This window comes from Bradyrhizobium sp. CCBAU 51765 (genome assembly GCF_015291725.1).
GTDB classification, from domain to species: Bacteria; Pseudomonadota; Alphaproteobacteria; order Rhizobiales; family Xanthobacteraceae; genus Bradyrhizobium; species Bradyrhizobium liaoningense.
Map to the genome: position 1 here is coordinate 6,062,364 of NZ_CP030038.1, position 12,348 is coordinate 6,074,711.

Genomic DNA, 12,348 nt, shown 5'->3' on the forward strand with positions numbered 1-12,348 from the left:
AATTTCGTCGGACGCGGCGGTGTTGTTACGCGCGATCATTTTAGGAGATCGCGGGGCCTTTTGGAATGCCGGTTGGCTTCCGAGTCCATACGTCCGCGCTATCGTGCCGAGCATGTCATTTCGCGCCCCAATCGGCTAGATTTGAAGCCGATCCTGCTGGGAGCCGATCCATGGAAATGCACCAGGTCCGCTATTTCCTCGCGGTGGCGCAGCTCTTGAATTTTACGCGCGCGGCCGAGGAGTGCAACGTCACGCAGCCGTCGCTGACGCGCGCGATCAAGCAGCTCGAGGCCGAGCTCGGCGGCGACCTGTTCCGCCGCGAACGGCCGGCGGCGCAATTGACCGAGCTCGGCCAGCGCATGCATCCACTTCTGAAGCAGTGCTATGACGCCGCCGCCGGCGCACGCTCGCTGGCCTCCTCGTTCAGAAGCGGCGAGATCGGTGCACTCCGCATTGCGCTGACGCATTCGATCGACCTCGCCTTGCTCATTCCGCATCTCAACGAGATCAAGCGGCAGTTCAACCGGCTCGAATTCCGCTTCCTGCGCGGCTCGAACCGGGAGGTCGGCGATTTCCTGAAGAAGGGCGAAGCCGAGCTCGGCATCGCTACGGAGATCGACGAAGTCTGGGACCGGCTCGACGTCTGGCCGCTGTTCACCGAAAATTTCGAGCTCGTGATCGGCGACGGACACCGCCTGGCCGGCCGCGCCAGCGTCGATCTGGACGATTTGCGATCCGAGCAGCTGCTGAGCCGCACTTTCTGCGAGCACGCGCGCCGCATTTCCGCGAGCCTGCGCGAACACGGCATCGACATCGAACATGGCCATGAGGTCTCGAACGAGCGCGATCTGATCGAGCTGGTCGAAGCCGACATCGGCATCGCCATGGTGCCGCACTCCTCGCCCGTGCCTGAGCGGCTGACGCGCGCCGCAGTCGCAGGACTCGACGCCCGCCGTACCGTCAACCTCTATGGGGTCGCCGGCCGGCAGCGCACGGCCGTAGGCAATGCCGTGATGCGCATGCTGCGCGGAGCCGATTGGCGGGAGATCGCGGGGTAATATTGCGAATGATCGCCGGCGCTCTTCCTTCTCCCCTTGTGGGAGAAGGTGGCGCGGAGCGCCGGTTGAGGGGTTCTCTCCGATTGCACTACCGCACGTGAGGATGGAGACCCCTCACCCGCCTCGCCGCTTCGCGGCGAGCCACCCTCTCCCACAAGGGGAGAGGGGGAAGAAAAGTGCGAAGCTCAGTTCTCCCGGCTCGCGCTCTCCAGCGCTTCGATCAGATCGTCGATCTCCATGCGCTTGCGGAAATCCGGATCGACGAAACGAGCCTTCACGATGCCGTCGCGGCCGACGACGAACACGGCCGGGATCGGCAGCATCCAGCCGTCATTGCCGTGGAATTTCGCCATGTCCTGATAGGACAGCAGCTGCTGAATCTCGGTGCCGAGCCAGATCGCGAGATTGAGCGACAACGCATAGCCGTTGTCGAGATCGGTCAGGATCGGAAACGGCGCGCCGGATTCGGCCTTGAGCTGTCCGGTATATTCCTGCGTCTCCGGCATGATCGCGACGACCTGCGCTCCCATCGCCTTGATGCGGTCCAGCGCCTGGACCACGGCGCGGACATTGAGCCGGCAATAGGGGCACCAATGGCCGCGGAAGAACATCACGGCGAGCGGACCGCGCGCCAGCAGCGCGGGCAGCGCGACGAGACGCCCGCCCTCGTCGGGCAGCATGAACGGCGGCATTGCATCGCCCGGGCGCGGCGCGGCCCCGCCACCGCCGTTTCCGTCCAATCGCGCCACCAGCCGATCGACCGCCTCGCCATAGGCCGGGAAGACTTCGCGGCTGGCATCGGCATAGGCGCGGAGCTGTTCGTTCAGCGTACCGTCCATGTCGCGGCAGCGCTGGAAGGCGAGCCTGAGCTGTTCGGCGTCGACTGGCGAGAGAGACGTCATCTTTCTGCTCCGGCATTCCCTGGGGCGAATAGTAGTTTCCCGGTCCGGCCGCCCGCAAGGGGCGGCCGCGGTGCCAGGATCGGTTCAGTTCACGTAGAAGTTGCCGGTGGGATCGAGCCGCCCCGAGGCAGAGTACAGCGTGCCGTTGTCCATGAAGAAGACCGTGTTCTCGGGTACCTTCTTCGCGTGCTTCATCATGGCCTCGTGGTTCTTCTCGGCCGGCGCCATCGCCATCGCCGACATCTTGCCGGGCCCGCCATAGACATAGGCCATGCCGGCCTTGAAATCCCAGGCGGCCTCCGAGAGCGCCGATGTGGCGATGACCGCAAACGCGGCGGTGGCGATCAGGGTCTTGGACAGTCTTGTCATGGGATGCTCCTCCGGATTGACGTGAACGCCCGCCAATCGGGCGCCTTGCCATCGAACGGTGGAAGTCGCGCGAGCGGAAATGCCGATCCACAATCGGTTCGATAGCCGCCGCCTATCGGCATAGCGCCGGGCTATTGCACCGAGAGCGAAAGGGCATTTCAGGACGAACCGCGGCTCGAAGAAACTCCTGCCACTGCCGGCGACCAAAGAGGTTGCGGCCAACACAGGAGACCTCCCCATGTTCACGAGCCACGCTCTGTCGCGCCTGACCTGGCAAGGCCTTGCGATCGTCGGCGCGCTGACCCTCTCGGCGCAGCCGGTATTCGCCGGCGAATGTCCGGCGGGCAAGATCAAGCCGAACGCACAGCAGATGGTCGACCACAAGCCCGTCGGCGTGACCGACGTCACGCTCGGGGCGATCGACCTCGGCAAGCAGCCGGCGCATATCGAGGGCCGCGAGCTGCGCTTCCGCAAACTGACCATCGCGCCCGGCGGCATCGTGCCCTGGCACAGCCATGACGATCGCCCCGCCCTGATCTTCGTGCAGCAGGGCGAGATCGTCGAATACGCTTCCAACTGCGTCGATCCGATCGTGCACAAGGCCGGCGACATCCGCCCCGAAGTCTACGGCACCTCGCATTGGTGGAAGAATCTCGGCAAGGAGACTGTCATCCTCTACGTCGGCGACGTCCGCAAGGATCCGAACGATCATCACATGTAATTCGCTGCGGCCATCCTTCGAGACGCCGGCTTTGGGCGGGCTCCTCAGGATGAGGACGGAGTGCGCGGCAGCAGCCTCGGCGGCCACGGTGTCGCTTAGCCTCATCCTGAGGAGACCGCGAAGCGGTCGTCTCGAAGGACGAGGCGCGCGCTCGAGGCATGAGGGAGCGCAACGACATGACCGATCTTTCCACGCCGATCAAGCCGACCACGATGACGATGGAAGCGCATTCCCCCGGTCTCGCGCTTCGCTCGCTCGTGATCGGCCTCACCGCATTCCTGACCGTCGTAGATCTCTTCGCGACGCAGGCGATCCTGCCCTCGTTGACGCGGCACTACGGCGTCACGCCCGCAGCGATGGGCTTTGCCGTCAATGCCAGCACCTTCGGCATGGCGGTCGCCGGCCTCGTCGTCGGCTTCTTCAGCCCGCATATCGACCGGCGGACCGGCATCCTGCTCAGCCTGACGCTTCTTGCGATTCCCACCGGCCTGCTGGCGTCCGCGCCGGATCTTGGCGTCTTCACCGCCTTGCGGGTCGCGCAGGGCCTGTGCATGGCGTCCGCTTTCGCACTCACCCTCGCCCACCTCGGCGAGCAATGCAGCGCCACGGATGCCGGCAGCGCGTTTGCCGCCTACATCACGGGCAATGTCGCCAGCAATCTCGTCGGCCGGGTGGTCTCGGCGGCGGTTGCCGATGGCCTCGGCCTTGCCTGGAACTTCTATTTCTTCGCAGGGCTCAATCTTGCCGGCGCGTTGCTGGTCTATTTCACCATCCAGCGCGTGCGGCCGATGCATGCGATGATGCCGGCGGCTTCGCCCTTCTCTGCCACCATCGCGCATTGGCGCGATCGGCGGCTGCGCGCCGCTTTCGGCATCGGCTTCTGCATCCTGTTCGCCTTCATTGGCACCTTCACCTTCGTCAATTTCGTTCTGGTCCGGCCGCCGCTGTCGCTCGGCATGATGGATTTGGGCCTCGTCTATTTGGTCTTCCTGCCGTCCGTCGTCACGACGCTGCTGGCCGGCAAGGCGGCCGCGCGGCTGGGAACGCGGCCCACCATCTGGAGCGCGCTCGCTGTCGCCGGGCTGGGCCTGCCCTTGATGCTGGCGCCGCATCTGGGCGCGGTGCTCGCCGGCATGGTTCTGGTCGGCGTCGGCACATTCTTCGCGCAGGCGGCCGCGACGGGCTTCGTCGGACAGGCCGCAACCGACAACCGCGGCATCGCCAGCGGGACTTATCTTGCGTGTTATTTCTGCGGCGGGCTCGTCGGCACGGCCGTGCTCGGTCGGCTGTTCGATGCTTTCGGCTGGCCGGCCTGCGTCGTCGGTATCGGCGTGGCGCTCGCCCTCGCGGCCTTGCTCACCTTCGACCTGAAGCGCTAACGCTCGGCCGGGGCCTCCTGCGGCGGCTCGTCGTCGGCGATGGCGCGCCAAGCGGCACCGTCGAGATCGTCGTACTGGCCGCTGCGCAGCGACCAGAGGAAGGCGACGAGACCGGCACCTCCGAGCATCAAAGCCAGCGGCACCAGGATGACCAGGATCTCCATCACACGATCTCCCGCGAGGTGCTGCGGGCACGCAGCGAATTCAGCATGACCAGGATCGAGGATCCGCTCATGGCCGCTGCCGCGATCAGGGGCGTCACGATGCCGCTGATCGCGACCGGAACGGCAAGCACGTTGTAGCCGATCGCAAGCCAGAGGTTCTGCCGCATCAGGTGCAGCGCCTTGCGCGAAGCATCGATCGCGGCAACCACGGGGGCGAGCGGCCGGCCGAGGAAGACGAGATCGGCGGTGGCCTGGCTGAGATGCGCGGCCGAGATCGGCGACATCGACACATGGGCAGCCGCCAATGACGGCGCATCGTTCATGCCGTCGCCGACCATCAGCACCTTGGCGCCGCGCTGCTTCAGCTCCTCGATCCGCGCGATCTTGTCGGCCGGCGTGACGCCGGCGCGCCACTCGGGAATGGCGAGCGCATGCGCCGCCGCCTTCACTGCCGGCTCGCGGTCGCCGGACAGGATCTCGATGCCGATGTTGCGCGCCTTCAGCGCCGCGACCACGGCCTGCGCATCCGGACGCAGGCCCTGGCGGACCGAGAGGACGAATTTCTCGCTGCCCTTGCTGAAGGCGACGACGGAGGCTTCGGGATCGAGCGTGGCGCCGCCGACCAGCGCCTCGGCACCGCAGTAGGACGGACGGCCGAGGCGAAGCTCGACACCGTCCACGGTCGCGCGGACGCCCTGCCCGGGTTCCTCGACCGCGCCGACGATCGGAGACTTCGCATCGGCAGCCTGGGCGACGGCGGCGGCGACCGGATGATGGCTCGACAGCGCGAGCCGGCCGGCGAGTTCGAAGATGTCGGCGGGGATGTCGGCCGCATTCATCACTTCGAGATCGGGCAGCGTCAGCGTGCCGGTCTTGTCGAAGATGACATGGTCGGCTTCCGCCAGCCGCTCGATCGCGTCGCCGGAATTCAGCAGCACCCCGGACTTGAACATCGCGCCGGAGGCGATCGTCTGCACGGTCGGAATGGCAAGGCCCAGCGCACAGGGGCAGGTAATGATGAGGACGGCAACGCCGGTCACGATCGCGTCATGCCAGCTCGCGCCGGCGATGACCCAGCCGAGGATGGTCAGAAGCGCGGTCGCATGCACCACCGGCGCGTACAGCCGCGAGGCGCGGTCGGCGAGCCGCATGTAGCGCGAGCGCGCCTGCAGCGCGTTGTCCAACAGCCGCGTGATCTCGGCGAGCAGCGTCGCCTCCGAGGCGGCCGAGACCCGCACCCGCAGCGTGCCCGAGATGTTCATCGATCCCGCATAGACCGGCGTGCCCTCCTCCGCCGTGACATAGAGCGTCTCGCCGGTGATCAGGCTCTGGTCGATCTCGGAACGTCCCTCGATCACGGCGCCGTCGACCGCGCAGCGCTCGCCCGGCCGCAGCAGCACGATGTCGCCGGGGTGGATGGCCGCCACCGGCACTTGCGAGATCTCGCCAGGGCCCACGAACTTCGCAGCCGTCTCCGCTTTCAGCGCCGCGAGATTGCCGGCGACCGCGCGGGTCCGCCGCCGCATGTTCTGGTCGAGGAAGCGGCCGACCAAGAGGAAGGTCAGCAGCATGATCGCGGCGTCGAAATAGGCGTGCTCGGCGTGATTGATGGTCTCGACCACGGACATGCCGAGCGCCAGGATCACGCCGATCGAGATCGGCACGTCCATGTTGGTCGTCTTCGCCGACAGCGCGCGCCAGGCGGAGCGGAAGAACGGCTGGCCGGCATAGGCCGCCGCCGGCAGCGCGATCAGCGCCGACAGCCAGTGGAAGAAGTCGCGCTGCTCGGGCAGCATGTCCGAGACGTTGCCCGACCACACCGGGATCGACAGCATCATCACGTTCATGGTGGCGAATGCCGCAACCCCGAGGCACCGCAGCAGGAAACGCGATTCGGCGACCTCGGCCTCTTCCGCGCTTTCGGTCTCGAACGGATAGGCCTTGTAGCCGAGCTCCTCGAGTCGATCGATGAACCGGCCGGGATCGAGCGTGCCCGCTTTCCATTCCAGCGCGACGCGGCGGTCGGTGAGGTTCACGCGCGCCAGCGTGACGTCGGGGATGGCGGACAGGCCGCGTTCGATCTTGGCCATGCAGCCGGCGCAGTGAACGCCTTCGACCGCGAGATCGATGTGCTGGATGCCCTCACCCGCGCTTCGAACGAAATGCGAGAAATCCCGCGTGACGTGCATGACGAAGTCCTTCAGTTCAGGATCACGCGGTTGCGCGACAGGAACACGCGTGTTCCCCGCGCCTCGCCCTCGATCACCAGGTCCCATTGGCCCGGCGCGACGGACGCGGCACTGCCGCGATAGAGACCGATGCCGGATTCGGTGAGCTCGACGGCGAGATCGGCACGCTTGTCGGTAGGCCGCTCCAGCCGGCCGCCGAACTTGAGCCCGGAGATCGGCTGGCCGCCGGCATCGCGGGCTTCGACCTGGACCGAGGCGCCGCCGTCGCCGCGGCGCTCGATATGGGCGTTGACCTTCCATTTGCGCGCGGCCTGGTCCTGCGCCGCCGAGATCTCGCGGTCATAGACGAGGCCCGCGGCGTAGGGGCTGTCGACGTCGGTGCCGGGCAGCGTCGCGATCGCGAGCTTCATCATGGTCCCGTTGACTCCGATCACGACGCCGAAGAAAGCGACCAGCATCAGCAAGACCTTGGTTCCGGTCAGAGGCTTGGAAGCCATGGCAGTCTCCTGATCCTTAAGGCGAGACGAAATTGTCGGTGGCGGACGCGACGACGCCGAGCCCGATGTCCGTGACGTGGAAGCGGACCGGAATCGACTTCTCCGGGTTGTTGTCGGCCGGCGCGGTGACGAGAAGGCGGAGTTCGCTCGTCGAGTCGCGCGGGATCACGATCATCGGCCGATCCGGGGTCACCGAATCGACGCCGACGACGTGAACGGTCGAATTGACCGGCCCGTCAGCGTCGATCGCGATGACGCGGTCATAGCCGCTCTTGTTGAGCAGCCGCACCGTGTAGGCGTTGCGGATCGAGCCGTCGCTGAGCTTGACCGCGACCGGATTGCGGTCGTGCAGCACGTTGACGTCGAGCAGGCTGCGGGTCGCGAGCGTGTAGATCATGATGCCGCCGACCGCCGCGATGATCGCGCTGTAGACGACGGTGCGGGCGCGGACGATGCGGTAGATCGGCGCCTTGCCTTCCTGGCGACGGTGGATGTTGATGTCGTTGTCGTAGCCGATCAGGCGCTTCGGCCGGCCGATCTTCGCCATCACGTTGTCGCAGGCGTCGATGCAGAGCCCGCACTGGATGCATTCGAGCTGCGGACCGTTGCGGATGTCGATGCCGGTCGGGCAGACCGCGACGCATTGATAGCAGTCGACGCAGTCGCCGACCTGCTGGCCGAGCGCGCGCAGCTCGGCGGCCTTCTTGACGGAGGTGCGCTTCTCGCCGCGGTCGTAGCGATAGGTGACGTTGAGCGCCCATTCATCCGTGAGCGCGGCCTGAATGCGCGGCCACGGGCACATATAGGTGCAGACCTGCTCGCGCATGAAGCCGGCGAGGACGTAGGTCGTCGCGGTGAGAATGCCGATCCAGATATAGGCGATCATCGGCGCCTGGAAGGTGACGAGCTCCTTCACCAGCGTCGGCGCGTCGCTGAAATAGAGCACCCAGGCACCGCCGGTCCACCAGGCGATCAAGATCCAGATCGAATGCTTGAGCACGATCTCGGAGATGCGCTCGAGCTTCAGCGGATCGGACGATTTGTCCTTCTTCATCCGCTCGCGCCGGTCGCCCTCGACCAGCCGTTCGACGGCGTAGAACAGGTCGGTCCACACCGTCTGCGGGCAGAGATAGCCGCACCAGATGCGGCCGCCGACCGAGTTCATCAGGAACAGCGCCACCGCGGCCACGATCAACAGGCCGGTGAAGTAGTAGACCTCCTGCGGCCACAGCTCGATGAAGAAGAAATAGAAGCGGCTGTTGGGAAGATCGATCAGCACCGCCTGGCTGGGGGCACCGAGGCCGCGATTCCAGCGTACGAACGGCAGGAAATAGTAGACGCCGAGGCAGATCGCCATCAGGGTCCATTTGATCCGCCGAAACGTGCCCGAGACGCTCTGCGGGTAGACCTTCTTGCGGGCCGCGTAGAGCGGCCCGCTGTCGTCCGCAGGCTGCAGTTCGTTCGGATTGACGGCCTTGTTCATCGCTGAATCTTTCAAGAGGTGCGATTAAACCTAGACCCGGCGCCGAAAAGGCCCTTGATCCAACGCAAACGGGGGCGCTTTTCTTCGCCCCCGCCGGAAGTCGTCGGTCGCGGATCGGCTATTTGCCGCCGCCGAGCGAGTGGACATAGACCGCCATCGCCTTGATGGTGGCGGGATCGAGCCGGCCTTCCCAGGCCGGCATCACGCCGGCGCGACCCTGGCCGATGGTCTCGATCAGGCTCGCCTCGTCGGAGCCGTAGAGCCAGATCTTGTCGGTCAGGTTCGGTGCACCAAGTTCCTGGTTGCCCTTGCCGGTATCGCCGTGACAGGCGGCGCAATTCTCCGCAAAGATCTTCTGGCCCTTGGCGGCGTCATAGCCGTTGCGGGTGGAAAGGCCCGACAGCGACCGCACGTAATTGGCGACCGTGACGATCTCGTCGCCCTTCAGCACGCCGTCCTTGCCGAAGGCGAGCATCTGGCCCTCATGCGTCTTGGCATGGCCGGACCGTGCGCCGAACTGGATGGTCTGCATGATCTGGTCGAGCGTGCCGCCCCACAGCCAGTCGTCGTCGTTCAGGTTGGGATAGCCCTTGGCACCGGCGGCACCGGAGCCGTGACACGGCGCGCAATTATCGCCGAACACGGTCTTGCCCTTGGCGCGGGCGAGCGCCAGCAGCGCCGGATCCTTTTCGATGTCGGCGAGCGAGGCCGCGCCCAGTGCCACCATCTTGTCACCGCGGATCTTCTCAAGGTTGGCGAGCTCGACCGCGACGTCGGCGCGTGAGGAGTAGCCGAACACGCCGGTGGTGTTGCTGGAGATCAGCGGCCAGGCCGGATAGACGATCCAGTAGCCGATCGCCCACACGATGGTGAGGTAGAAGGTGATCACCCACCAGCGCGGCAGCGGCGTGTTGAGCTCCTTGATGCCGTCCCACTCGTGTCCGGTCGTGGACTTGCCGGAGACGGAATCGATGTCGCTAGAATGATCGGTCATGGTTCTCTACTCCTCCCGCAACGGCAGGTGCGCCGCTTTGTCGAACACAGCCTTGTTACGGGGCCAGAATGCGTAGGCGACGATCGCGAGAAAGATCGCGACGAACACCGGTGTCCAGATCGTCGTCACGAGATCGGACGCAAGATTATGGACGGTCAGGATGGCTTTCATCGTTCATGCCTTCTCAGCGAAGATTGGCTTTCTCGTTGTAGATCTTGAAGTCGACCAGCGTGCCGAGCATCTGCAGGTACGCGATCAGCGCGTCCATCTCCGTAGGCGTGCCGGTCTTGCCGTCGAAATTGCGCACGACGGCCTTGGCGTAGCGCTTGCCGAAGGCATCGGTGCCGGCGTTGTCCGGATCGGCCTGAGCCTTCAGGTCGGCGGCGGCATTGGCAATCTGCTCGTCGCTGTAGGGGACGCCGACCGTCCTGAGCGTGCGCATGTCGCCGGCGATCGCATCCGGGTCGATCTCGGCCCTGCTGAGGAACGGATAGCCCGGCATCACCGACTGCGGCACGATCGCGCGCGGGTTGGTCAGATGGGTCACGTGCCAGTCGTCGGAATATTTGGCGCCGACGCGGGCGAGGTCCGGACCGGTGCGCTTGGAGCCCCACTGGAACGGATGGTCGAACATGCTCTCGGCGGCGAGCGAGAAGTGGCCGTAGCGCTCGACCTCGTCGCGCAAGGGCCGGACCATCTGCGAATGGCAGAGATAGCAGCCCTCGCGGACGTAGACGTTGCGTCCGGCGAGCTCCAGCGGCGTGTAGGGCCTGACCCCGTCGACCTTCTCGATCGTGCTCTTGAGGTAGAACAGCGGCGTGATCTCGACGAGACCGCCGATCGCGATCACCAGCAGGATGCCGACGACCAGGATGATCGAGTTCTTTTCGAAGATTTGGTGGCGTGTCCAGAACGACATTGCTTTAGCTCCTCATTCCGCCGGCTGAAGAGCGACGGGCATCTGGGCTTCCTGTTCGCCGACGCGAACCGTCATCCAGAGATTGTAGGCCATGATCAGCGCGCCGATCAGGAACAGCCCTCCGCCGGCGGCGCGGATGATGTAGAAGGGATGCATCGCCTCGACGGTCTCGATGAAGGAATATTCGAGGAAGCCGAGCGAGGTGTAGGCGCGCCACATCAGGCCCTGGAGGATGCCGGACACCCACATCGCCGAGATGTAGAGAACGATCCCGAGGGTCGCGATCCAGAAGTGCCAGTTGACGAGCTTCAGGCTGTAGAGGCCCTTGCGATTCCAGGCCCACGGCACCAGGCAGTAGAGCGCGCCGAAGGAGACGAAGCCGACCCAGCCGAGTGCGCCGGAGTGCACGTGACCGATGGTCCAGTCGGTGTAATGACTGAGCGAGTTGACCACCTTGATCGACATCATCGGGCCTTCGAAGGTCGACATGCCGTAGAAGGCGACGGAGACCACGAGCATGCGCAGCACAGGATCGGTGCGCAGCTTGTCCCAGGCGCCCGACAGCGTCATCAGGCCGTTGATCATGCCGCCCCAGGAGGGCATCCACAGCATGATCGAGAAGGTCATGCCCAGCGTCTGCGTCCAGTCGGGCAGCGCCGTGTAGTGCAGATGGTGCGGGCCGGCCCAGATGTAGAGGAAGATCAGCGCCCAGAAGTGGATGATCGAGAGCCGGTAGGAATAGATCGGCCGCTCGGCCCGCTTCGGGATGAAGTAGTACATGATGGCGAGGAAGCCGGCGGTCAGGAAGAAGCCGACCGCGTTGTGGCCGTACCACCACTGGAACATGGCGTCCTGGATGCCGCCCCAGGCGACGTAGGACTTCGAGCCGAACACCGAGACCGGGAGCGCGGGGTTGTTGCCGAGATGCAGCACCGCGATCGTCACGATGAAGGCGAGGTAGAACCAGTTCGCGACGAAGATGTGCGGCTCCTTGCGCTTGAAGATGGTGGCAAGGAAGACCAGCAGATAGACGACCCAGACGATGGTCAGCCACAGATCGGCGTACCATTCCGGCTCGGCATATTCCTTCGACTGGGTGACGCCGAGCAGATAGCCCGTGCCGGCGACCAAAATGAAGAAGTTGTAGCCCAGCACGACGAACCACGGCGCGAGGTCGCCGGCGAGGCGCGCGCGGCAGGACTTCTGCACCACGTAGAAGGAGGTCGCGACCAAGACGTTGCCGCCGAAGGCGAAGATCACGGCGGAGGTGTGCAGCGGCCGCAGCCGGCCGAAGCTGATCCAGGGCAGATCGAAGTTCAGCGCGGGCCAGGCCAGCTGCGAGGCGATGATGAGGCCGACGAGGAATCCGGCAATGCCCCAGAACATCGCCATGAAGGCGGAGAACTTGATCGGCCCCATGTTGTAGTTCGGGCGGCCGTTGATTTCCTGGGGCGGCAACGCCGCCGGCCGTTCGAAGTAGCGGTTGACGATGAAGAACACCGCAGCCAGGCTCGCCGCCGCGCTGAGCGCGGCGTGAAAGGCGAAGGGAGCATCGAGCGCCTTGGCCGAGGCGATCACGCAAAGAAAAGCGGTGACTGCGAACACGACAGCCAAGCCGCTTTCACCGATGGTCATGGATTTGGGGATGGAGGGCTGGCTCATGCGGATTCTCT

13 protein-coding genes are annotated in these 12,348 nt (G+C 65.3%); 3 read left to right on the forward strand and 10 right to left on the reverse strand.

Annotated elements, in window-relative coordinates; all coding sequences use genetic code 11:
• The first annotated feature begins 170 nt into the window (after nt 1–170).
• Nucleotides 171–1,058 carry a LysR family transcriptional regulator gene (locus XH96_RS28650; RefSeq protein ID WP_194388892.1) on the forward strand — a complete coding sequence of 296 codons (888 nt, stop codon included), beginning with the start codon at nt 171–173 and terminating at the stop codon, nt 1,056–1,058.
• Between the two features lie 185 nt (nt 1,059–1,243).
• On the opposite strand, the gene XH96_RS28655 is transcribed toward XH96_RS28650, so the two are convergent.
• Nucleotides 1,244–1,960 carry a peroxiredoxin-like family protein gene (locus tag XH96_RS28655; protein ID WP_194388894.1) on the reverse strand — a complete coding sequence of 239 codons (717 nt, stop codon included), beginning with the start codon at nt 1,958–1,960 and terminating at the stop codon, nt 1,244–1,246.
• 84 nt (nt 1,961–2,044) lie between these two features.
• Complete coding sequence (locus XH96_RS28660; RefSeq protein WP_194388896.1) at nt 2,045–2,329, reverse strand: hypothetical protein; 285 nt, start codon at nt 2,327–2,329, stop codon at nt 2,045–2,047.
• A gap of 238 nt (nt 2,330–2,567) precedes the next feature.
• Between XH96_RS28660 and XH96_RS28665 the strand changes: the two genes are divergently transcribed.
• A complete protein-coding gene (locus XH96_RS28665; protein WP_194388898.1) occupies nt 2,568–3,050 on the forward strand; it encodes a cupin domain-containing protein in 483 nt (160 codons plus the stop codon).
• 176 nt (nt 3,051–3,226) lie between these two features.
• Entirely contained in the window at nt 3,227–4,429 is a 1,203-nt protein-coding gene (locus tag XH96_RS28670; protein ID WP_194388900.1) for an MFS transporter, read from the forward strand.
• Here XH96_RS28670 and ccoS read toward each other — a convergent pair.
• The 8 genes from ccoS to ccoN form a co-directional block, all read right to left on the reverse strand.
• The gene (gene ccoS, locus XH96_RS28675; protein ID WP_194388902.1) at nt 4,426–4,593 is read right to left on the reverse strand and encodes a cbb3-type cytochrome oxidase assembly protein CcoS; all 168 of its coding nucleotides are present in this window, start codon (nt 4,591–4,593) and stop codon (nt 4,426–4,428) included. The genes XH96_RS28670 and ccoS overlap by 4 nt on opposite strands.
• Nucleotides 4,593–6,782 carry a cation-translocating P-type ATPase gene (locus XH96_RS28680; protein WP_194388904.1) on the reverse strand — a complete coding sequence of 730 codons (2,190 nt, stop codon included), beginning with the start codon at nt 6,780–6,782 and terminating at the stop codon, nt 4,593–4,595. The genes ccoS and XH96_RS28680 overlap by 1 nt, the downstream gene beginning before the upstream one ends.
• Nucleotides 6,783–6,793: 11 nt before the next feature.
• A complete protein-coding gene (locus XH96_RS28685; RefSeq protein WP_194388905.1) occupies nt 6,794–7,279 on the reverse strand; it encodes a FixH family protein in 486 nt (161 codons plus the stop codon).
• Nucleotides 7,280–7,295: 16 nt separating this feature from the next.
• On the reverse strand, nt 7,296–8,762 hold the full coding sequence (gene ccoG, locus XH96_RS28690) for a cytochrome c oxidase accessory protein CcoG (RefSeq protein WP_194388906.1): 1,467 nt from the start codon (nt 8,760–8,762) through the stop codon (nt 7,296–7,298).
• 118 nt (nt 8,763–8,880) lie between these two features.
• Complete coding sequence (gene ccoP, locus XH96_RS28695; RefSeq protein ID WP_194388907.1) at nt 8,881–9,756, reverse strand: cytochrome-c oxidase, cbb3-type subunit III; 876 nt, start codon at nt 9,754–9,756, stop codon at nt 8,881–8,883.
• A 6-nt stretch (nt 9,757–9,762) separates the two neighbouring features.
• The gene (locus tag XH96_RS28700; RefSeq protein ID WP_028179361.1) at nt 9,763–9,927 is read right to left on the reverse strand and encodes a cbb3-type cytochrome c oxidase subunit 3; all 165 of its coding nucleotides are present in this window, start codon (nt 9,925–9,927) and stop codon (nt 9,763–9,765) included.
• Nucleotides 9,928–9,940: 13 nt separating this feature from the next.
• A complete protein-coding gene (gene ccoO, locus XH96_RS28705) occupies nt 9,941–10,675 on the reverse strand; it encodes a cytochrome-c oxidase, cbb3-type subunit II (RefSeq protein WP_194388908.1) in 735 nt (244 codons plus the stop codon).
• 12 nt (nt 10,676–10,687) lie between these two features.
• A complete protein-coding gene (gene ccoN / locus XH96_RS28710) occupies nt 10,688–12,337 on the reverse strand; it encodes a cytochrome-c oxidase, cbb3-type subunit I (protein WP_194388909.1) in 1,650 nt (549 codons plus the stop codon).
• Nucleotides 12,338–12,348 lie beyond the last annotated feature (11 nt).